General features: G+C 62.2%; 21 protein-coding genes and 1 pseudogene. 2 read left to right on the top strand and 20 right to left on the bottom strand.

Translation table 11 applies throughout. The features are described 5' to 3' along the window. The 5 genes and pseudogenes from NKJ80_RS30515 to NKJ80_RS30495 all read right to left on the bottom strand — a co-directional run. Positions 1–262, bottom strand: a pseudogene (locus tag NKJ80_RS30515) (YhjD/YihY/BrkB family envelope integrity protein); the annotation flags it as partial. A 125-nt stretch (positions 263–387) separates the two neighbouring features. Beyond that, a complete protein-coding gene (locus NKJ80_RS30510; RefSeq protein WP_031203341.1) occupies positions 388–1,572 on the bottom strand; it encodes an acyltransferase family protein in 1,185 nt (394 codons plus the stop codon). 233 nt (positions 1,573–1,805) lie between these two features. After that, positions 1,806–3,242: a hypothetical protein gene (locus NKJ80_RS30505; RefSeq protein WP_352498913.1), complete on the bottom strand. Its 1,437-nt coding sequence runs from the start codon at positions 3,240–3,242 to the stop codon at positions 1,806–1,808. Beyond that, entirely contained in the window at positions 3,208–4,410 is a 1,203-nt protein-coding gene (locus tag NKJ80_RS30500; RefSeq protein WP_023806978.1) for an MFS transporter, read from the bottom strand. The genes NKJ80_RS30505 and NKJ80_RS30500 overlap by 35 nt, the downstream gene beginning before the upstream one ends. A gap of 106 nt (positions 4,411–4,516) precedes the next feature. Then, entirely contained in the window at positions 4,517–5,242 is a 726-nt protein-coding gene (locus tag NKJ80_RS30495) for a helix-turn-helix transcriptional regulator (RefSeq protein ID WP_286456774.1), read from the bottom strand. Positions 5,243–5,682: 440 nt separating this feature from the next. Between NKJ80_RS30495 and NKJ80_RS30490 the strand changes: the two genes are divergently transcribed. Both NKJ80_RS30490 and NKJ80_RS30485 read left to right on the top strand, forming a co-directional pair. Then, positions 5,683–6,678 (top strand): class I SAM-dependent methyltransferase, encoded by a 996-nt coding sequence (locus NKJ80_RS30490; RefSeq protein ID WP_352498912.1) that lies wholly within the window; start codon positions 5,683–5,685, stop codon positions 6,676–6,678. A gap of 11 nt (positions 6,679–6,689) precedes the next feature. Then, the gene (locus tag NKJ80_RS30485; RefSeq protein ID WP_084013102.1) at positions 6,690–7,649 is read left to right on the top strand and encodes a LysR family transcriptional regulator; all 960 of its coding nucleotides are present in this window, start codon (positions 6,690–6,692) and stop codon (positions 7,647–7,649) included. Positions 7,650–7,693: 44 nt separating this feature from the next. Here the strand turns inward: NKJ80_RS30485 and NKJ80_RS30480 are convergent, their stop codons facing one another. From NKJ80_RS30480 to NKJ80_RS30410, 15 genes are all read right to left on the bottom strand, one after another. After that, the gene (locus NKJ80_RS30480) at positions 7,694–7,918 is read right to left on the bottom strand and encodes a DUF2274 domain-containing protein (protein WP_023673788.1); all 225 of its coding nucleotides are present in this window, start codon (positions 7,916–7,918) and stop codon (positions 7,694–7,696) included. Continuing rightward, positions 7,906–9,174 carry a TraB/TrbI/VirB10 family type IV secretion system protein gene (locus NKJ80_RS30475; RefSeq protein WP_023673789.1) on the bottom strand — a complete coding sequence of 423 codons (1,269 nt, stop codon included), beginning with the start codon at positions 9,172–9,174 and terminating at the stop codon, positions 7,906–7,908. The genes NKJ80_RS30480 and NKJ80_RS30475 overlap by 13 nt, the downstream gene beginning before the upstream one ends. Beyond that, positions 9,171–10,310 carry a P-type conjugative transfer protein TrbG gene (gene trbG / locus NKJ80_RS30470; RefSeq protein WP_023697519.1) on the bottom strand — a complete coding sequence of 380 codons (1,140 nt, stop codon included), beginning with the start codon at positions 10,308–10,310 and terminating at the stop codon, positions 9,171–9,173. Before trbG ends, NKJ80_RS30475 begins: the two co-directional genes overlap by 4 nt. Further along, the gene (gene trbF, locus NKJ80_RS30465; protein ID WP_023697518.1) at positions 10,307–10,990 is read right to left on the bottom strand and encodes a conjugal transfer protein TrbF; all 684 of its coding nucleotides are present in this window, start codon (positions 10,988–10,990) and stop codon (positions 10,307–10,309) included. The genes trbG and trbF overlap by 4 nt, the downstream gene beginning before the upstream one ends. A gap of 2 nt (positions 10,991–10,992) precedes the next feature. Then, positions 10,993–12,354 carry a P-type conjugative transfer protein TrbL gene (gene trbL / locus NKJ80_RS30460; protein WP_023690476.1) on the bottom strand — a complete coding sequence of 454 codons (1,362 nt, stop codon included), beginning with the start codon at positions 12,352–12,354 and terminating at the stop codon, positions 10,993–10,995. 1 nt (position 12,355) lies between these two features. Continuing rightward, positions 12,356–12,751: a putative entry exclusion protein TrbK-alt gene (gene trbK-alt / locus NKJ80_RS30455; RefSeq protein WP_023697517.1), complete on the bottom strand. Its 396-nt coding sequence runs from the start codon at positions 12,749–12,751 to the stop codon at positions 12,356–12,358. 10 nt (positions 12,752–12,761) lie between these two features. Next, positions 12,762–13,520, bottom strand: a complete 759-nt coding sequence (gene trbJ / locus NKJ80_RS30450) for a P-type conjugative transfer protein TrbJ (RefSeq protein WP_023697516.1) — start codon at positions 13,518–13,520, stop codon at positions 12,762–12,764. Beyond that, positions 13,517–15,970, bottom strand: a complete 2,454-nt coding sequence (gene trbE, locus NKJ80_RS30445) for a conjugal transfer protein TrbE (protein ID WP_286456769.1) — start codon at positions 15,968–15,970, stop codon at positions 13,517–13,519. The genes trbJ and trbE overlap by 4 nt, the downstream gene beginning before the upstream one ends. 14 nt (positions 15,971–15,984) lie before the next feature. Then, positions 15,985–16,281, bottom strand: coding sequence for a VirB3 family type IV secretion system protein (locus NKJ80_RS30440; RefSeq protein WP_023673515.1), 297 nt, complete (start codon positions 16,279–16,281; stop codon positions 15,985–15,987). After that, entirely contained in the window at positions 16,281–16,613 is a 333-nt protein-coding gene (locus tag NKJ80_RS30435) for a TrbC/VirB2 family type IV secretion system protein (protein WP_023673516.1), read from the bottom strand. Before NKJ80_RS30435 ends, NKJ80_RS30440 begins: the two co-directional genes overlap by 1 nt. Beyond that, on the bottom strand, positions 16,610–17,626 hold the full coding sequence (trbB, locus tag NKJ80_RS30430) for a P-type conjugative transfer ATPase TrbB (protein ID WP_023697514.1): 1,017 nt from the start codon (positions 17,624–17,626) through the stop codon (positions 16,610–16,612). Before trbB ends, NKJ80_RS30435 begins: the two co-directional genes overlap by 4 nt. A gap of 217 nt (positions 17,627–17,843) precedes the next feature. Beyond that, positions 17,844–18,161 carry a helix-turn-helix domain-containing protein gene (locus NKJ80_RS30425; RefSeq protein ID WP_006338687.1) on the bottom strand — a complete coding sequence of 106 codons (318 nt, stop codon included), beginning with the start codon at positions 18,159–18,161 and terminating at the stop codon, positions 17,844–17,846. Beyond that, positions 18,158–18,505, bottom strand: coding sequence for a type II toxin-antitoxin system RelE/ParE family toxin (locus NKJ80_RS30420; protein WP_031203332.1), 348 nt, complete (start codon positions 18,503–18,505; stop codon positions 18,158–18,160). Before NKJ80_RS30420 ends, NKJ80_RS30425 begins: the two co-directional genes overlap by 4 nt. Positions 18,506–18,861: 356 nt before the next feature. After that, positions 18,862–19,317: a ribbon-helix-helix domain-containing protein gene (locus NKJ80_RS30415; RefSeq protein ID WP_352498911.1), complete on the bottom strand. Its 456-nt coding sequence runs from the start codon at positions 19,315–19,317 to the stop codon at positions 18,862–18,864. A 7-nt stretch (positions 19,318–19,324) separates the two neighbouring features. Continuing rightward, complete coding sequence (locus NKJ80_RS30410; protein WP_023690472.1) at positions 19,325–21,310, bottom strand: conjugal transfer protein TraG; 1,986 nt, start codon at positions 21,308–21,310, stop codon at positions 19,325–19,327. Between the last annotated feature and the right edge of the window lie 18 nt (positions 21,311–21,328).

Raw genomic sequence — 21,328 nt, 5'->3', positions numbered from 1 at the left:
CGGATGCGCTCTTCAGTGCGGTTTGCAGGATATTTGCGCTTTCTGTACCCATCATCCCTGTGATTTGGGCGGACAATGCCGCTTGGGCTGCCTCGTGACCGAATGCGAGACCCGCAATTGCAACCACGATGAGCAGAATTGGCGCCAACGATGTTGTGGCATAAAAAGCGATTGCCGCGCCATGGCTGAGAGCATTGTCGTTGACGAACCCAACGACGGCTTCTCGCACCATTGCCCATGCATTTGTGATCCCGCGATGCATTTTTCGCCCCAGTCGAATTGGCGTTCACTAGCAATGCACCAGCACATGTGATGTTCCGGTTGCGGGCTACTAACGCCCTCAGGGGGAGCAGGCAACGTCAGTGGTTATGCGCCGCGCTTGGCGCCCTACTCCGCCGGGGTCTTCTCGAGCACCGGCGCAATTTTCCGGCCAAAGCGCTGGACAACGAAGCGGCCCGCCTTCTGGCCGGGGACCTCGATCAGAGTGTAGGTGATCCAGGACAGCAACGTCACCGTCGGCAGCACAACGGCAACGACGATGGCGAAGCGCAGCGGCGCCGACAGTTCGTGGCCGAACTCACTGATGACGAACGCCGCGACGGGCTGCAGCACCAGCAGATGGCTCAGGTAGATGCTGAAGGAAAGCTCGCCCATCAGGTGGAAGAACCGGTTGCTGAGCGTCACGGCGATCGCTCGCGCCAACATTCCCGCCCTTCCAGGCAGCATGCGGTAGAGAACCAGCGCAAAGAAGCCCGCCACAAGCGCTTCACGCACCAGAAGCTTGCCCAGCCCCTGGTCGCCGCCAAAGGGCAGCGCCGCCAAAAGCATGGCCAATGCCAGATAGAGGAACGGCCTCGGTCGGCTCTGATGCACGACTCCGGCCAGCAGCATCCCGCACAGGAATATCTGTATCTTCAGCGGCAGAAAGGACGGCATCGGAAAATGGATCGACAACAGCCGCATCGCAAACACGATGACGCAGCCGGCCGCCGCGACCACAAGGGCGCTCCTGATCCAGTCCAGCCTGCGCACCAGCAGCATGACGGCCGGGAACACGGCATAGAACTGCATCTCCAGCCCCAGGCTCCAGTCAGGCAGCGGCGTGCGATAGGCGAGGTCCGGCACCAGCCCAAACAGGAACGTGAGATGGGCAACGATGTTTTTCAGGCTGCCGTCGAGGTAGCGTTCCGGCGCCTGGTGCGATCTGGAGAGGAAATCGTCGATGATGATCCTGCAATCGTAGAGATAGGGGCCAAGCGCCAGCGCCAGGAAAAGCATGACATAGAACAGCGGCGCGATCCTGAAATAGCGGCGCGTCCAGAATTTGAGCCAGGTTGCCGATCTTTGCCAAGGCTCCTTTTCCTGGCGCAGCTGATAGTGGAACACCATCAGGAAGCCGGACAGCATGATGAACAGGTCGACGCCGAGATCCGGCTCGCCGACGATCGGAATTTGCCAGCCGGTCAAAAGCAGGCAGTGCCCGACCAGCACCCAGATCGCCGCAAGCGCGCGAAGCCCGTCCAGGCATACGATGCGCGACGACTTGATGATGCTGGTTTCGTAGCTAGCCATGTTGCACTGCAGCATGGCGCCTGAGGAGCGATTGTCAACCCGGTGAGAGATGACGAATTACGGCTACGATGGCGGATGCCGAATTGTGCCGATCTCCTCGCCAGACAATAGGCTGAACGGACAGGCACCTTTTCAGGAAACCGTCAGCGCGTCCCGAACGACCGAAATCAGGCGCGAAGCAACCGTTCGCAAACCGGCACACGCATGCCAGTTGCGGAAGCGCATAAAACATTTCAGGAAAAGGCCCATTCCGCATCGGACGGCGTGACCAACCCCTGCCGCAGTCGGCTGTGAAGTTCATTCCACGACGGGTCTGTCACGAAGCCTTTCATGCTTCCACAAGCCTCGGCGAAGGAAATGTCGCCCAAACGGCCGATGAGATCACTCATCGCGCCGTTCCTGCCCTTCAGGAATACCTCGAGCGGATCATCATCACACTCAATTACCCGATGTCCCCAAGCACCCGGTACGTCGTCGCTTGCGAGAGCCTGCTGAAGATCTTCATCCACGCCTGTGGCCTCGAGCGCCCGGGAGACGACATAGCGCATCAGGGGGTAATAGATCGGCTGATAGCTGCCTCCAAGCGCGCGCACGCCGGGCAGGATCGACAAAACCAGAAACATCAGCAGGAGATTCGGGACAAGGCTGCGATTTGCCAGCCGCTCAAGGATATCGGGGGCTGTGAAGCACGCCACCTTCATACCGGTCGCGGGATCGATGAGTTCTCCGGCGACCAGACGCAGCGGAAGGCGTTTGCCATTTTCATAGAACCAGAAGAAATCGGTACCGCGCGCGAGCCAGCCACTCCAGGGGCCGGACGCGATCGCGTCGAGGCCGGCAAGGATATTGGAGGCGAACTTCGGGTCTTCCAGCAGTCTCATGTGTAGCCAGGAATTTTCGTCCGACAGATGGTCGGCCACCAGGTCGGCGATGTCCTCGTCGTCGATCTGCAGGAAGGAAAAGTGGCCTCCGAACATTTTTGGCCAAAGCGTAAGATTGGCTGCCTTGATGGCATGCGCGGGCCGCTCGAATTGCGTCTTCGGCAGAAGGGCACGAAGCAGCGTGAGCGCGTCGCCCCCAGTGTTTGGTTCCGTCGGTAACAACTCGAACTTATAGGGTCCCCGCCCGGCTAGCAGGCTGTACCCGATCATCCGGCTTCGGCTCAGGCCAAAGACGTTGACCGGCTTCCCGTCAACGGTGAGCCAGCCTGGCCCCTTGCGTGGCTTTTCGACGAGATTCACCGTCGAAACGGCGTAGGAAACGTAGGTCGAACACCCGTGCGCCGAGAGACCAAGGAGGCTGAAGATATGCGTGTAATAGGCTTCTGGCTCCATGAGGAGAAACAAATGAGGGCCTGTCTGCAACACGCGGCGCCTTTCGAAATCCCTGCAGATTTCTGAGGCGGTATCGGCAGACAACCCGTTTCGTGTCGCTGCCTTCCTGATGATGTCGAGTAGTTTGGTGAAGGCTGGGAGCCGGATTTCTGGCATGGGAACCGAAGCCGGCGCCGTAAACAGGCGAAACGCATAATCGCGGATCGGCCGGGAATGGTATGGGCTCATCCAGGGGTAGAGTGCCGTCAGCGACCCCAGGACTGCCTGTTTCGCATCTACGCCTGCTGTTAGCTCTTCCACCTCACGATTCACCTTTTTCTTGCGTCTGAACGACACTGACGCTCAAACACGAAACACTGATGAGGAGCGCTACGCCAAAGCTGAAGAAAATCGTCGAAGGAAATGCTCGATTTCCTACTGCGGCGGCGATGCCGAACACGAGTAATCCGAGCACCACGGCCACACTATGCATGATGCCTTTTGCCCGGCCCAACAGATAATCCGACACACGCGTCTGCAATGTGACTTCAACGCTGACGCGTCCAAGATTGTATATAAATCCGAGCGCGGCAAAAAGGATCACTGTCCAGGGCGTGGGCAGAAATGCCAGCGCCATGAGTACCAGCGCCGTTAAGCCCAAAAGCATGAGATGGAGCGCATGAGTGCTCATCGATCTTTCAATCCGGAATAGAGAGACCGCACCGATCAGTGAGCCCGCCGACCATGCAGCCTCGAGGTAGCCGAAATCCACGGCAGTACCCTTCTGCTCCTGGACGAAGCTAGATCCCACGACGCTGACAAGCACCGCGCTTGTATAGAGAAGCGCGTAGACGACAATGAGACGGCGCAGGCTCAGATCGATTTGGGCTGCCGAGATTTTGGCGGTGCGGACATCGAGCGAAACCGGTTGCAGCCGCATCAAGGCTAGGCAACCCGCTGAAAACAGGAAGAAAGCAGCAAGAACGGTGAATGGTAGGGCTGGGGAGCGCTCATGCAGCAAAGCCCCTGCAAGCAGAGCTGCGCCGAGATTGCCGACCTGCATGACGAAGAAGACGGCGGAATTCGAGGCTACAAGATCGCGGCCGTCAGCTATCACGGGGATCATTGATTGAGAGCTCGTAAGGGCGACACGGTCGCAAAACGAAAAGAGGGCCGCTGACAGACAGATGATCAGAAACACGTCCATGTAGAGGAGCGCGCAAGCGGTAGCCAGCATAACGAGAAAGCGGCTGAGGTCTGCCGCAACGTTCAAGCACCGCCTGTCAAATCGATCCGCCGCTACGCCGGCCAATGGGCTCGCGATGAATTCGACAACGCTGACGATCGCAAGGAACGTCGCGACGCCGGCGGTTCCGTATCCTCGCTCGACGACAATCCAGGCGGAGGCGATGTAGAAGCCGTTTCGGGCAACGGCCGCCGATAGCGTGCTGGCCAGGAATCCGAGGCACGGATTGGACCGGCCGGCCCGCCCTTTGGCATGATGATTTCGAACCAGGTTTGACATGAGCGGCGTATCCGAGCTGACCGCCGATGGATACCTTCTTCCGCCAAGCCTGCTTTACTGTGATGTTGGGGTTTTCCGATACTTGCTGAGAACAACAAGCGGCGACCTAGATTCGCCACTTACGACGAAATTCCGTCGGGCCCGCACCGAAAGCCCGCTTAAAGGCGGTCGCGAAATGGCTGGAGCTGCCGAAACCACATTCCATCGCGATTTCCGTCGCCGACAGATTGGTCGATCGCAGCATGTCCGCGGACTGCTCCAACCGTCGCTGCGCAATGAATGCGTGCGGCGTCATGCCTGTCGACTGCTTGAAGGCCCTCCAGAAATGGAACCGGCTAACCCCAATTTCTTTTGCCAGATCGGCCAGCGTAGGTCTGCCGTCCGACAACGTCTCGATCATGTCCACTGCCCGCTTGAGATCGAACGATGACAAACCGCCTTTTGCCGGCTCCTGATGGACGCCGTTCAACCTTAACATTTGGCCGAGCAATTGCGTGGCCTGGCACTCCACCATGGTTGCGCTGATGGGGTCAGGCTGCTTGAGCTCCAAAGCAATCCTCTGCAACGCCAACTCTGCAGTGCCGTCCCGAAACCCGATCGAAGGCGGCAGCACTGCCGGGCGATGGCGAGCCATTCCCGCAAACACCTCGTCGGCGAACCCTTTTTCAATCGAGACCAGGAGATAGGAAGCGGTCGCTTCCCCCTCGTCCCATCCATTCCAATCACTGCCGGCCGGCATGAAGATTATCGAACCGGCCCGGCGCGGCAAAAAGGCAATCCGGCGCCCATCCACAATGTCTTCTCCGCGGGACGCCGTGCCCTTCAGGTTCATCAAGAACACATGGTTTGGCTGGAGGAGCCTTGTCTCCTGACGCTCAAGCCCGGTTCTTTTGACTACGTCCGCCCGCACGCTCCCCCAACTCTCATACTTGTGGGCAAGGGATTGGTGCCGTGAGCGGCGATTCTCGGTCGGGTCGAGGGCAAGAGTATTCACGTATCCACAGCCTCCTTACTGGCGAGTGGCCAGTCGTCGCATGATGTGGCGAACCATTGGTTGCTGAACAACGCGCAAATAACTCTGGATTGGTAGAAGATGTGACTTTAGCGAAAAAATGGCAAACGAGCGAAAGCCGTCTGTATCCGGCAGGCCTACGAGTTGGCTCAGCCAATACTTGAGCCAGGCGAAATATTAGACCCCACTTATCTTAGTGGCATTTCCCCTATCGACGTATCGGCATCTCACCAACGGAACGGTGCTGGAGGCATACTGCGATGCGTGGACTCGACGACTTTCTGGCTGAGTGCGACGCTGGCCCACGGATCAACCGACTAGCCGGCTTTTTCGCCGCGACCGCCGCTGGCAAGAGCGGGATGCCAATCCGCAAGCCCGTCGCGGACGCCCGCCTTCTGCCGAGCGATGAACTGCTGCACGGCTTGGTCAGCCTGCATGCGGCACGACAAGGTTTTTTCGACCAGCACTATCACGGCAGCATTCCCTACAGATTAGAGGAAGAGTGCCGGATGGCCTACGCAGTGCTGAAATACGCACGGCATCGTGGTGGTCCGCTTTCGCTATATAGCCTTGGAACAGCGGAAGGCACGATGGCGAGGACACTGTCGGAACTGTCCGATGGGCAGGTACGCTCACTGTCGTGCAGCCCGAACGCGGAGAATTACAAATGCTTCATGGCTTATGGCCAACCACCGCACGCCGACTTTTTCATTGGTCCCTTCCATCATTTGACAAAGGACGTCCTGGGCTCGGATCCGCGACTGGCAAATTTCGCCCACGGTTTCGATATCATTCTGGAAGATACGACCTTTCAGATGTACTCGCCGAACAGAGTGGGACAGATCGAGTTCGTGACACAGCACCTCAAGCCGGACGGAATCTTCGTCTTCGTCGAGAAGTTCCGGGCAACCGAGGAGCCGGACTACAGGCGTCGCGAATACCAGAAGGATTTCGGCTTCAAGGCGCGCTATTTTCCCCCAGACGAAATCGAGAAAAAGCAAACCCTCGTTCTGAATACGATGTTCGGCAATGAGGTGACTTTGGCAAAGATGGCTGACGCCATACGCGCGCATTTCAGCTACTGCGCCCTGACCTGGAACAGCGGAAATTTCTGTAGTCTCGCGGCGAGCAATAGCGAGGAAAACCTGAACCGATACCTTTCCCAGATGGCCGCTCCGGCCATTCCGCACGAGTACGTCTACGAAACCAGCTTGTATCCGACCCTGCCGGTTAGCGTCGCCGCCGCGCAGGAATAGGCTCCTGTGCCTTGAGACAGGTCAACAACACGTTGCGTCGTTTGGACCATGTCTTCGCGGCTGTCGACCATGGCAGCCTCAGGCAGGCCGCAAGAGTTCTCAGGGTGAGGGAATCCTGTGTCAGCCGCAACATCGTTGCTCTCGAACAATTGCTGGACATGCAGTTGTTTGACCGCGACGTCCATGGCGTTCGGCTGACCGAAGCAGGCCGGGCCTGGACTAACCTCGTCCGGGCTCATTATGAAGGGTTGCAAGATGCCATGGCCGGAGGTGGTCCTGGCGACCAGGATGCCAAAACAGTCAAGATAGGGTTGTGCGGTCAGATAGGACGGGCGTTCGTGGCGCGGCTTGTCGATCGATTTCGCGGCTTGCATCCGGACGTGAGCATCGCCATCGAGGACGTTCCCCATGATCAGTGTCTGGCGGCAATACGTCGCCGGCGCCTTGACATCGTGTTCACGCACGGGCTCGAGAACGGCGCCTTATGCCGCAGCGAGCTATTTGGACACGAGCGCTTGTTCATTCTCCTGCCCTGTTACCATCCGCTTGCTGAAAGGTCTGCGGTCACATGGGCAGATCTTGCAGATACCTGCCTGCTGGTTTCGGTCGGATCGCCGCTGGATCCGGTTTTGTTGGAAAAGATTGCCGCAGGTGGTGGCCCCGCTATTCAAATATGTCGCGCGAGCGAAGCGACGGTCATCCTCAAGGTGCAACTCGGTCAAGGCGTTACTCTGGCGGGCGAAGGTTTTGCCAGGACAGTCGCCATCGACGCTACAGTATGGAAACCCATCGACGGTCAGCACAGCATCAGTTCGATTAAGGCGGTGTGGCTGGAATCGAACCCAAAGCGTGCGCTTCTGCGCCTGGTTGGGACCGCAAGAAACCTGGTGGCCGCAACGCGACCCGGGCCTACCCCTGTCAATGGAGGAAGTTCGGGACGCCGCGGCGCGATTTCTGAAGTCACGCCATGACTGGGAGGTGCGACTGACCCGGTTTGACTTCAGTCGTCCAGCCTCTAACCACCCTCCGAACGCTTTGCCCTGGCAAAGCCTCGATCCGTCGCAATGAACCGCTCCAGCATCGCAACGATGAGGCGCGGCGCATCGGCGGGCCGTTGCCCCGCTTCGCGGCCGAGGATCTCGGCATAAGCCGTCAGATCACGGTGCAGTGCCGCAGGGAGTTCCACCATGACCTTGACAGGCTTGTCGTCAGCGATTGGCCCCAGTTTCAGCTTGGCCATTTCAGCCCCCCATAAGGTTCGAGCACGAGATCGCGTGTGACGATCACCCGCACCGGGAATCCCGGTCGGATGGTGAGCGTCGGCGCTATGTTGAGCTGCCGCTGGACGATCTGCTGGCCTGTCTGGCTGATGCTGTCGGAAGCACCCTGGCGAAGAGCGCGCATGATGTCGCTCTCCTGGCCCGATGAGCCTGCTTGCGCGCCGATGCTCAGAACCGTGGAAAGTGCTGCAGCCTTGAACAACTCGCCCCAGTGATAGTCGACGCCGTCCTCGAGACCGGCATAGCCCTCAGCGTCCGCGCCAGGCTCACGTTCCAGAACGATGGAGCGGCCGTCAGGAAAAATCAGCCTGGTCCATACCAGCAACACGCGACGCTGGCCGAAGCCGACCCCATTGTCATACTGGCCGATGAGGCGCGTCCCCTGCGGAATGAGACGGATATGTCCGGTGGGGCTGTCATAGACATTCTCCGTCACCTGCGCGGTAATCTGACCGGGCAGGTCTGAGCGAATGCCAGTGATGAGGGCAGCTGCGATGACGGCGCCCGCCTGCAGGACGTTTTTCGACGCCGGCGCCGCAACACGATCCGACGAGACGGTGCGCTTGTCAGGCGGCTGGTCGAGGAACGCAAGTTGGCGGTCTTGCGCCGAGGGCGTCGCTGACTGCGGCGCGAGGCCAAGGTTGGCGAGATCGGTTTGTGGCATGGTGTCTGTCGTGGCTCGAGCGACAGTCGCGTCACTAGCGGGCCGCGTTTGCGTGGACGCGAACAGACGCGCGGTCCTCGCCGCCTCCAGTTCCTGCTCCCGGCGCTGTTCCTCTGGATCCGGTCCGACCGAGCCCGACGACGGCGCTCCGTTCGCCGGGCCGCCATTCTGCGCGTTGAGGATCGGGCGGCCGAGATCGCCGGGAAGCGGTGGGCCAAGCTTTGGAACGCCCGTATAGTCCTTTGGCAGACCGGCGAGCCCATCGGGCGTCGAACGATTATCGGTTGAATAGAGCTCCTGACCCTGGCCTTGCTGACGGTTCTGAAGCGCGTAAATCAGCGCACCGCCGACAGCGAGGCTAGCGGCGAGCCCCAATCCGGCCAACGCCTTGCGGGACAGACGCGTCACGCGCGACGGCTCGGCGCGCAGCCGCATGGCCGCGGCCGGCTCACCTGTCAACGGCCGGGCGTCATCCTCGACCGGTGCCTCCGGCCGGGCGTCATTCGCCGGCCCCCGGCCTTCTTTCTTCCCGGGATCCATTTTGTCGCTCATGATGACGACCCTCCCCTGCCTGTTCGGAGGTTCGTCGCTGGCGGGGTCTCACCAGGGCCATGCATCCATGAAAATCGACTGCTCCTTACCCCATCGGTGCGGGAGACGCGGACGCGCCTCTGGTTCTTGCCGGCGCCGAGGCGCAACTCGGCGGCGGCAAACATCCGGTCGACGATCATGTAGTTGCCGCGCACGCGATAGTTGACCAGCTCGGACGTGTCGCCTTCCGGCCCTACCACGAAGAGTGGCGGCATCTCACCCTGGCCGATGCCCCGCGGGAACTCGATGAACACCTGCTTGCCATCGTCGAAGGCGCGCAGCGGCCGCCACGGTGCGCGATCGCCCGTCACCTCGTAGCGGAAATTGACGCGAGAAAGATCGATGCCTGTCGAGACCGGCTGTGCAGCCTCAGCTTGCTGGTTCTGCCTGCGCAAGGCGATGAGTTGGTCCTGCGGGTATTGCCAGGAAACCGACGCCATATAGGTCGACGGCGTCGAGCGCAGTTCCATGTGATAGGTACGCCGATCGGTATTGATGACGAGATTGGTGAGAAGGTCGGCGCGCGTCGGCTTGACGAGTATGTGGACCTGCTTGGCCGCGCCCGTACCGCTCTCGGTATCGCCGATGATCCAGCGCACGGTGTCGCCGGCGGCGACGGGACCGGAACCGACGAGCTGCTCGCCGGGCTGGAGCGCGATGTCGGTGATCTGCCCCGGCGAGGCATAGACCTGATAGAGCGCGCCATCGACGAATGGATAGACCTGCATCGAGTTGATGAAGCCGTTGCGGACAGGCTGGACGCGCGCGGCCGCATTGGCCAAGTTCACGCGCGCGGTCGGATCGGTCGGTTCCGGGTCGGGCTTTGCGGCCTTGCCGACCGGCTTCAACTGGCCTGGAAGCGGCAGCGGCTTCGACAGCTCCACCACCTTGACGGGCGGTGGCGGATCGACGGCATGCACGGCCGGGACCGGATCGTCATAGGAAATCTCCGGCGGCTTCTGCCTGGTGGCGCAGCCCGCAAGCGCCGAAGTGCAAAGCAAAAGCGCTGGAAGGGCCATTTTGCGGAAGGCCGGCATTGCGTGGATGAGGAAAACCGGACGCCCCCAGGGGGCGGCTTTGCAGAGTACGGGCATCATTGTCCAAGCTCCTTCGACCAGTTGATGGCGTTGATGTAGATTCCAAGCGGGTTCTTCCTCAGCGCATCAGCGTCGCGCGGGGGCTGGACGACAATGGTGAGGATGGCGGACCAGCGCTCCGTGGAAGCCAGTGAGCCGTCCTGATAGCGGCGTTCGACCCAGGCGATTCGGAAGCTCACCGGCGATGCGCGGATGACCGACGACACATCGACGGCGACCTGCTGCTTGCCGACCTTGGTGAACGGGTCATTGGCGCGCGCATAGTCGTTGAGAGCCAGCGCCCCGCCCTGCGTCGCGAAGTCGTAGGCGCGCAGCCAGTTCTGCCGCACGATGACCGGATCGGCGGGGATCGACCTCACCTGTTCGATGAAGTGCGCCAGGTAGAAGGCAATCTGCGGATCGTTCGGCTGATAGTCGCCGACCGCAGGTCCCACAGCCTGCGCCTGGCCGAGACGATCGACCTGCACCACCCAAGGCACGATCGAGCCTTTGGCGGATTGCCAGATGAGCGCGGCCGAGAACCCCGCGGCGAGCGCCAGGCAACCGAAGGCCATGGTGCGCCAGTTGCGCGCCTGCACGCGAGCCGAACCGATGCGCTCGTCCCAGAGCTGAGCAGCGCGTTGGTAGGGGGTCTCGGGTTGTGGGGACTTGCCGTAGTGCGTGGACGGTCGTTTGAACATGCTCAGTCACTTTCAGAGAGGTTGATCGAGGAGCCGCCGCCATGGCTGTCGCCACTGCGAACGGCGTGGGCGGCGGCCTGGACGCCATGGGTCATCTGTTGCGAGCGCTTCATGCGCTTCGCCCAGGCTGGCTGACTTTCGGTTGCGGAGGACGCGACGGGTGCGGAGCCGGCTTCGGGCGCGTTCGCGCCGATTGTGCCAGCCGTGGATGACCCGCCCGTCGTCTCGAAGGCAGCGCGAGCGCCCGACTGGTAGCTGTGCTTCATGCTGCCTGCCGCATTATTGGCCGCACGCTTGAGCGGTGAGATGGCACCTTGGGCGCCGGCTCTGATGACACCGCCGAGCCCGGATGCGACGCCAGAAAAGCCAGACTCTCCGGCCGCGCTGAGGCCGTAGGCTGTGGACGCCCTGCCCGCCATGGCGGCACCGCCACGGGCCGCCGCTGCAGCACCGCCACTGACAGCCGCGCCTCCAGACACGACTGCGCCGCCGGCCGCAGTGCCGACTGCTGCCATGCCTCCGACGGCGAGCCCAGCGCCGACCGCAGCACCCGCGCCGAGTTGCGGGCCGCCGGAGACGAGGCCGTTGGCAATGCCAGGTCCAAATATGCCAAGGCCGAGCAGCGACAACGCGGCCAGCACGATCGCCATGGCATCGTCGATCGACGGCGTGTTGCCGCTGAACCCCGCGGTGAACTCGGAAAAGAGCGTTGAGCCGATGCCGATGATGACGGCGAGCACCAGCACCTTGATGCCGGACGAGATGACGTTGCCAAGCACCCGCTCGGCCATGAAGGCGGATTTGCCGAACAGACCGAAGGGAATGAGCACGAAACCGGCGAGCGTGGTCAGCTTGAATTCGATCAGCGTGACGAAAAGCTGGATTGCCAGGATGAAGAAGGCCAGCAGCACCAGCGCCCAGGCGAAGAACATGCAGGCGATCTGGATGAAGTTCTCGAAGAAGGACCAATAGCCCATCAGGTTCGAGATCGAGTCCAGCAACGGCCGGCCGGCATCGAGCCCGGTCTGCGCCACCTTGCCCGGGCGCATGAGATCGTTGACGGTAAAACCCGTACCCGAGGCCTTCAGGCCAAGCCCGGCGAAGCTTTCAAAGACGATGCGGGCGAGATTGTTCCAGTTGGAGATGAGATAGGCGAAGACGCCGACGAATAGGGTCTTCTTGACGAGGCGCGCCATGATGTCGTCGTCCGCACCCCAGGACCAGAAGAGCGCAGCCAACGTCACGTCGATGACGATCAGGGTTGTGGCGATAAAGCCGACCTCCCCGCCGAGCAGGCCGAAGCCGCTGTCGATGTAGCGCGTGAAGACTTCGAGGAAATGGTCGATGACGCCCATGCCGCCCATGTCAGCGAGCCTCCGGCCGAGGAGGCTCGACCTGCATCGCGGGAGTGGTCACATCCATCCGCGTCCCTCCTTTCCGGTCGGCTGACGCCGGCACATCAGGGAATAACGTTTTCGGGGCAACGGCAGCAGGCGCCGTTGCCGAGTCACCTGGAGCGAGAAACCGGCGCCGGCTCTCTGCCCACGCTTTCAGACAACCGGGATCGCGAGGACCGGCCTCGCCGATCCCGGAACAGCGGCGCAATTCGAACGCGAGCGGGTCTTGTGACGCGGTGGAACGGTCCCGTGTCCCAAGGGCGTCAGGCTCATCGTCCTTGCTGCTCATCTCGATCGCGGTCACTGTCAAAGCGACCGCGATGAAGATGACCGCACTGACACGAGCGAGGAGCTTGCCTTCCATCGCGCCGACCTCAGTTCTTGCCATAGAACATCTGCGCACTGCCGGGCTGGTAGCCCGAGCCCTGCGTCAGGAAGCGCCGGCGCTGCTCTCGGCCCTGGTCGACGGCGGTGGCCTGTTCGGCCGATTGCAACGCCTGCGCCCGACCGTTCGCGGCGACGACAGCGGTGAGATCGGCGAGCTGCTGCACTTGGAGCGCGAGGAGCTGGTTGCCGGCCTGTGTTGCCTGAAGCGCGCCGGTCGCACCCTGGCTCTGGCCGACCAACGCCGACATCTCACTGCGATTGGTGTCGATGTTGCCGACGACGCCCGCCTGCACACGCATAGCGTCCTGAAGGCCACCAACCGTGTTGCCCCAGCGCGAGCGCGCGTCGGCGACGAGTTGCTGATCCGAAGCCGACAGCGAGACGTTGCCGTATTTCTGCTGGAAAGCCTGATCGATCTGCTGGACGTCATAGGCAACGTTCTGCGCCTGACCGAGCAGTTGCTGCGTACGCTGCACGGACTGCTGGAGTTGTTGCAGAGAGGAGAACGGCAGGCTCGCGAGATTGCGGGCCTGGTTGATGAGCATCTGCGCTTCGTTCTGAAGCGAGGTGATCTGGTTGGTGATCTGTTCGAGCGAGCGCGCTGCCGTCAGGACGTTTTGCGAATAGTTCGAGGGATCGAAAACGATCAAGGCCTGTGCCGGCGTCGCCAGCATCGGCGAGAGCGCGGCAGGAGCGACAAGCAGTGCGGCGGCGAACCGCATGCCAAGGGAACGGCGTTGTTTCATGGGGACTTCTCCTTGTTGGTGAGGGCGGGGCTGGTTAGGGCGGGAACGAGTTCAGCGGCCCAGCCGACGCCACGGTGGGTGAGCCAGGCAGCGAGGAACCCGTCGCGGCCATGCTCGGCGACGATGCTGGCGATCGCGGCCTGGTCGGTCTTCGCGGATACAGCGCAGAGCGCGAGTGCCACATCCGACAGACCGAGCTCGAACAGCCGGTTGCCGCGTCGGGACTGGCAGTAATAGTCGCGCTTTGGCATCGCCCGCGCGATGATCTCGATCTGCCGATCGTTGAGGCCGAATCGACGATAGATCGCCGTGATCTGCGGCTCGATGGCGCGCTCGTTCGGCAGGAGAAGCCGGGTCTGGCAGCTCTCGATGATCGCGGGCGCGATTGCCGAGCCGTCAATGTCGCTGAGCGACTGCGTGGCGAAGATGACGCTGGCGTTCTTCTTGCGCAGCGTCTTTAGCCATTCGCGGAGCTGGCCGGCAAAGCCCTCATCGTCCAGCACAAGCCAGCCTTCGTCGATGATGAGAAGGGTTGGCGAGCCATCGAGCCGGTCCTCGATGCGATGGAAGAGATAGGACAGGACGGCGGGCGCGGCACCTGTTCCGATCAGCCCCTCGGTTTCGAATGCCTGGACCGACGCCGATCCGATATGCTCGTGCTCGGCATCGAGCAGGCGGCCATAGGGACCTCCGACGCAATAGGGACGTAATGCCTGCTTGAGATCGTTTGATTGCAGCAGCACGACCAGGCCGGTGATGGTGCGCTCCTCGACAGGCGCGGACGCCAGAGAACTCAACGCCGTCCAGATATGCTCCTTGATCTCAGGCGTGATCGTCACATTCTCACGCGTCAGGATCGCCACGATCCAGTCGGCGGCCCAGGCGCGCTCGGGGACATCGTGAATGCGCGCGAACGGCTGAAGACTGACGCTATCGGACGCTCCATCGCTGAGATCGCCGCCGAGATCATGCCAGTCGCCGCCCATGGCGAGTGCCGCCGCGCGGATCGAGCCGCCGAAATCGAAGGCAAATACCTGTGACCCCGCATAGCGGCGGAACTGCAGCGCCATCAGCGCCAAGAGCACGGACTTGCCCGCGCCTGTCGGGCCGACGATCAGCGTGTGGCCGACGTCGCCGACATGAAGCGAAAGCCGGAACGGGGTCGAGCCTTCGGTCTTGCCGAAAAGCAGAGGGGGCGCTGCAAGATGCTCGTCCCGCACCTCGCCCGCCCACACCGCGGAAAGCGGAATGATGTGGGCGAGATTGAGGGTGGAGATGGGAGGTTGACGGACGTTGGCGTAAACGTGACCCGGCAGGCTGCCGAGCCAGGCGTCGACGGCGTTGATGGTTTCGATAATTGCCGTGAAATCGCGGCCCTGGATGACCTTTTCGACCCGGCGCAGTTTCTCGTCGGCGATGCCAGGATCATCGTCCCAAACAGTCACCGTCGCGGTGACATAAGCCATGCCCGCATAGTCGGCGCCGAGCTCCTGGAGCGCCATGTCGGCATCAGCGGCCTTGTTTGCGGCGTCGGTGTCCACGAGGACGGACGCCTCGTTGGTCATCACCTCCTTGAGGATCGCGGCGACCGATTTGCGCTTGGCGAACCATTGACGCCGGATCTTTGTCAGCAGCCGGGTCGCATCAGTCTTGTCGAGCAGGATCGCGCGTGTCGACCAGCGATACGGGAAGGCCAGCCGGTTCAGCTCGTCGAGCAGACCCGGCGTGGTCGCGGTCGGGAACCCCGTGACCGTGAGAATGCGCAGATGCAACGCGCCAAGCCGCGGCTCAAGCCCGCCGGTCAGCGGCTGGTCGGCCAGCAGGACATCGAGATACATCGGCGTTTCGGGAACGCGGACACGGTGGCGATTGGTCGAGACGCAGCCATGCAGATAGGTCAGCGTCTCGGCGTCATCGAGCCAGCGGCACTCCGGCATGAAGGCTTCGACTAGGCGCAGGACGCGGTCGCTGCGGTCAGTGAACCCGGTCAGCACCTCATTGGGGTCGAGGCCCTTCTTCTCCCGCCCTTCGTAGAGCCAGCTTTCCGCGCGGGCGGTGTCTTCGGCGGGCGCAAGATAGGTGAGCGTCAGGAAGTAGCTGGACTCGAAATGCGCGCCGGCCTCCTCGAAGCCCGCCTTGCGCTCCGCATCGACCAGCGTCGAGGCCGCATCCGGAAAGCTGCTGTCGGGATAGCGCGTCGAGGCATGGCGCTGTGCCTCGACGAAGATCGCCCAGCCGGAGCCGAGGCGGCGGAAGGCATTGTTGAGCCGGCCGGCGACGGCGACCAGTTCGGCCGGCACGGCGCTGTCGAGATCGGGACCGCGAAAACGCGCGGTGCGCTGGAAGCTGCCGTCCTTGTTGAGGACGATTCCAGCGCCGACCAATGCCGCCCAGGGCAGGAAGTCGGCGAGCCGGCTGCTGCGGTTGCGATATTCGGCAAGGTTCATCATAGGTGCGACCTCGCTTAGACCGTGAGATGCGCGGGTATGCGCAGGTGCCGGCGAACGACGTCGGCGAAAAGCGGATCGCGCTTGGCCGCCCAGACTGCGGCAACATGGCCGATCGCCCAGATGGCGATGCCGACGAGCCACAGACGCAGCCCCAGCCCCACGGCGCCCGCGAGCGTCCCGTTCATGATCGCAATGGCGCGCGGGGCGCCACCGAGCAGGATCGGCTCCGTCAGCGCGCGGTGTACAAGGACCGTATAGCCGGGCACTGTATAATCCGGCATTGGGCCGCCCTGTTCGACAGCGCCCGCCATCAGACCAGCGCTCCGCCGCCGAACGAGAAGAACGACAGGAAGAAGCTCGACGCCGCGAAAGCGATGGACAGGCCGAACACGATCTGGATGAGCCGGCGGAAGCCGCCAGACGTGTCGCCGAAGGCGAGCGTCAGGCCGGTTACGATGATAATGATCACCGCCATGATCTTGGCGACCGGACCTTCGATCGATTGGAGGATCTGTTGCAGCGGCTGTTCCCACGGCATTGACGAGCCGGAGGCATAAGCGGGCGCGGCCATCACCAGGATGAGCGTGGCACCGGAGACGGTCATGGCGAGACGATGGCGCGCGAGGCGCAGGCGTTGGATCATGGAATTTCTCCTTCAGGGCTTTGGATGAGCAAGGTCGGGCTGTCGTCGCCCTCGAGGACGGCTGGCGCGACCCGGTAATCGCCGTCCGGGCTCAGGCCATCGACACGGGCGAGTTCGGACAGTCGGCGGGCTGAGCCGCGGCCGGAAAGGACGGCAACCAGGTCGATCGTCTCGGCGATCAGCGCGCGTGGAACCGTGACCACGGCTTCCTGGATCAGCTGCTCCATCCTTCGGAGCGCACCTATGGCGCTGCCGGCGTGGATCGTGCCAAGGCCGCCGGGGTGGCCGGTGCCCCAGGCCTTGAGCAGTTCGAGCGCCTCGGCCCCGCGCACCTCTCCGACTGGAATGCGGTCGGGGCGCAGGCGCAGCGATGAGCGAACAAGATCGGAGAGCGACGCGACACCGTCTTTCGTTCGCATCGCCACGAGATTCGGCGCTGCGCATTGCAGTTCCCGCGTATCCTCGATGATCACGACGCGATCGACGGTCTTGGCCACCTCGGCCAACAGCGCGTTGATCAGCGTGGTCTTGCCCGTGGAGGTGCCGCCTGCAATGAGGATGTTCGCGCGGTTGGCAACGCCCTGGCGCAGCGCGTCCACCTGCTGCGCCGACATGATTCCGGTCGCGACATAATCTTCGAGGGTGAAGATGGCGACGGCGGGCTTGCGGATCGCGAAGGCGGGCGCCGCGACGACGGGAGGAAGAAGCCCTTCGAACCGCTCCCCCGTCTCGGGCAGCTCGGCCGAGACACGTGGGGCGCCGGCATGGACTTCGGCACCGACATGATGAGCGACGAGGCGAACGATGCGCTCGCCGTCCGCTGCTGACAAACGCTCTCCTGTGTCGGACAACCCCTCGGACAGGCGGTCGATCCACAAACGTCCATCGGGATTAAGCATCACTTCGACGATGCCGGCGTCGTCGAGATAGCGCGCGATCGCAGGTCCGAGCGCTGTGCGCAGCATGCGTGCGCCGCGCGCCAGACCTTCTGAATTGTGAGGCGAAGCTGCCATCCTGTCCCCGTTTCGATCCGGGGGAACATGGACGGCCCCTGGACGGGGATGATTAAGAGAGCCGCATCTCGAGTGGTTTCAACACCTATATCGAGGCGTAGTGGCGTAGCGTGCAAATACAGGAGATTGGCGGTGCCGACCTGTGATCAAGGCCGGCGATCTTCAGGCAAGGGCGGCGCTCGCCGTCAATTGTGCGCTCGTCGGTAAAGCCGTCAGATCACGCGGCTTCAGCACGAGTTGACCGTCGAGGCTTGTGGCGAACCACCACGTCGACCTTGTAGTCGAGCCGGTCCAGACAGCGAACCAGCCTGTCTATTGAAAACTTACCCGTTCGCCCTGTGGCGATCGCGGAGACGTCGGGCTGTTTCATTCCGAGCAGTTCAGCCGACTTCGCCTGGGTCAGGCGCCGGCGCTTGATAATGGCGCGGATCTCGCGGGCCAGCTTGGCCTTGAGCAATTCCTCTTCGGGATTGTCAAAGCCGAGGTCCGCAAACACGTTGCCGCTGCTCACTTCGGCGGTGATGTCTTCCGTCATGACTTTGTTCCTTTCCCATAGTTTTCACGATAGTGCGCCTCGGCCGCCTTCAATCGTACTGTGACGAGATCGATTTCATGCTTGGGTGTCTCCCTGCCCCTCTTCGACTTCTTCTGGAAGCAATGAAGGACGTAGATCACGCCAGCGAAGCGGACGGTGTAGACGGCGCGGTAGGTATCTCCGTCGAAGTCGTCGACCACCTCGAGGATGCTGCGGCCCCCAAACCCTTTCAGGGCTTTGACAGCCGGGTGCTCCTCACCATTCTGGGCGTCGTTGATTGCGACACCCATCAACCGGCGAACATCGACCGGAAACTCGCGCAGGTCATCCTTCGACGATCCCATCCATACCGTGAGCTTTTGGTTTTTCATTCGCCCTTTGCCTTATAGCATACAGACTATAATTTTCAACGAAAAGATCCTGACACCGCCTAGCCACTGAGATAACTGGTTCGGCTCAGACGGCTGCTTTTTCTAGAAGCTCATAAAGGCGTGGTCCCTCATGCAATCACGGATCTTGAATTGCGGATTTCGCGCCCAACATGGTTCCCGTATCAGCGACCCTGCCCTGCGGCTGTCTAGCTCTTGTCTGCCAAACCCCCCGACAGGTTGGCAACGCGAGTTCCATGACAACATATCGTTACAATACTTTGATATGCTTGACATATCGATGCTTGCAAAATCTCGGTCCGCCAGTCCGTTCAGCGCGCGGGCGTGCCGGGCTGGTGTGTGTCCAGACCGCCATCGATGTCCTCGGAGATCTCCTGCCGAAGCTTTGGACCTCTCGCCAGGCGCCGGCCGAGCGCGGTGACGAAGGCATCATAGCGCTCGCCAGCCTTGGAGTGGGCTGCCTGTGCCGCGGGCTCGGGCAAAGCCGGCGTTGTCGCCAGCCAGAAGCGGACGAAAACAGCGAGCGTCTCCACGGCAATCGCGACATCGCGCTCCTGGCGCGTCATACGGCGGTCCAGCTGGTCAAGCCGCTTGGTGATCGCCGCCTCCTGCCGGTCGGCGGCATCGGGTGAGAGGAACGACTCGATTGCCGCCTCCGCGACGAGCGACCGTGAAAAATCACGGCGCGCCGCATGTTCGGCCAGCCTGCTCATGACCTTCGGATCGAGATAGACGGACAGGCGTTGCTTGCGAGGTGGCTTTACCATGGGAGCCTCACATATCCACGCCGTCGCCGGGGTCGAGCGACGCCTGCCGCGCAACGCCCTGCATCAGGCGCGTCAGTCGACGGTTGCGGGCAACCTCGTCCTCCACGTCATCCAGGTGATCGATCTCGAATTCGTTCTCGGTCGAAGGCTTCACGACCTGCTCGACGCGACTGAGCTCGGGTTGCCGACGACGCTCGGAATCAGTTGTGTCGTCATCCGTGGCCAACGGCGCCGACATGGCTTCAGCAATCTGCGGACGAGAAGGCAGAGGCAGGTTCGTCCAGTCGTCCGGCCTCCCCTCCTCCGCCGCCGCCCTCAGCAGCGGCGGCGGCAGGATACGTTCCCGGAAGCGAGCATCCTCATGATAGCGCGCCTTTTTGGCGCGGATCGGCGGCGCACCCGCGACCATGACGATCTCGTCGGTCGCCGGCAGCTGCATGACTTCACCCGGCGTGAGCAGCGGGCGAGCCGTCTCCGAGCGGGAGACCATGAGATGACCGAGCCACGGAGACAGCCGGTGGCCGGCATAGTTCCTCATGGCCCTCATCTCGGTCGCTGTTCCCAGCGCGTCGGACACGCGCTTGGCGGTGCGCTCGTCATTGGTGGCAAAGCTTACCCGGACATGACAGTTGTCGAGGATCGAATTGTTGGCGCCGTACGCCCTCTCGATCTGGTTGAGGGATTGAGCGATCAGGAAGCTTTTCAGCCCGTAGCCGGCCATGAAGGCGAGCGCCGATTCGAAAAAATCGAGGCGGCCAAGCGCCGGGAACTCGTCGAGCATCAGGAGCAGCCGGTGCCCTTTCGCCCTGACCTGCAGATCTTCAGTCAAGCGGCGGCCGATCTGATTGAGGATCAGGCGAATGAGCGGCTTGGTCCGATTGATGTCGGACGGCGGCACGACGAGGTAGAGTGTCGTCGGATGCTCGTCGTCGATAAGGTCGCTGATGCGCCAGTCGCAGCGGCGCGTGACCTCTGCCACGACAGGATCGCGATAGAGGCCAAGAAATGACATGGCGGTGGACAGCACGCCGGAGCGTTCGTTGTCTGATTTGTTCAAGAGCTCTCGCGCGGCGCTGGCGATGACCGGGTGCGGACCAGCCTGCCCCAGATGCGCGGTTTTCATCATCGCGGACAACGTCGATTCGATCGGACGCTTTGGATCGGAGAGGAATCCGGCGACGCCGGCAAGCGTCTTGACCGGCTCGGCGTAGAGGACGTGCAGGATCGCGCCGACCAGCAGGGCATGGCTGGTCTTCTCCCAATGGTTTCGCCTCTCGAGCGAGCCTTCGGGATCGACCAGGATGTCGGCGATGTTTTGAACGTCGCGGACTTCCCATTCGCCGCGACGCACCTCGAGCAGCGGGTTGTAGGATGAGGATTTGGGATTGGTGGGATCGAACAGCAGGACCCGCCCATGCATGGCGCGGAAGCCCGCGGTGAGTTGCCAGTTTTCGCCCTTGATATCGTGAACGACGGCGGAGCTCGGCCAGGTCAGCAGCGACGGGACGACCAGGCCGACACCCTTGCCCGAACGTGTGGGCGCAAAGCACAGCACATGCTCCGGTCCATCGTGGCGCAGATAGGCGCCGTCAAAGCGCCCAAGCACCACCCCATCGGAGCCGAGAAGGCCCGTTGCCTTGACCTCCTGCTTGTCGGCCCAGCGGGCGGAGCCGTAGGTCTCGACCTTCTTGGCCTCTCGAGCCCGCCAGACCGACATGCCGATGGCGACGGCGACGCAGGCGAAACCGCCGAAAGCCGCGATAAAGGCTCCCTCTACGAAGATCGACGGCGCGTAGGCATCGAAGCCATACCACCACCAGAAGAATGACGGCGGAAGGTAGAACGGAAAGCCCAGGACACGGAACCATGGCCTGCCCAGCTCGGGCTGGAATGCCAGGCGCCAGGCCACCCACTCCGTCGCGCCCCAGGTCGTGAACAGTACGATCATCAAGACGGCGAGGATCTGGCCCCAGAGAATTTTGGTGGCGGACATGCTGCAGTCCTTTCTTCA

This window comes from Mesorhizobium sp. M0030 (genome assembly GCF_040323695.1).
Taxonomy (GTDB): Bacteria; Pseudomonadota; Alphaproteobacteria; order Rhizobiales; family Rhizobiaceae; genus Mesorhizobium.
Note: the sequence above shows the minus strand (reverse complement) of the source record. Positions and strands in the feature narration are given on the sequence as shown.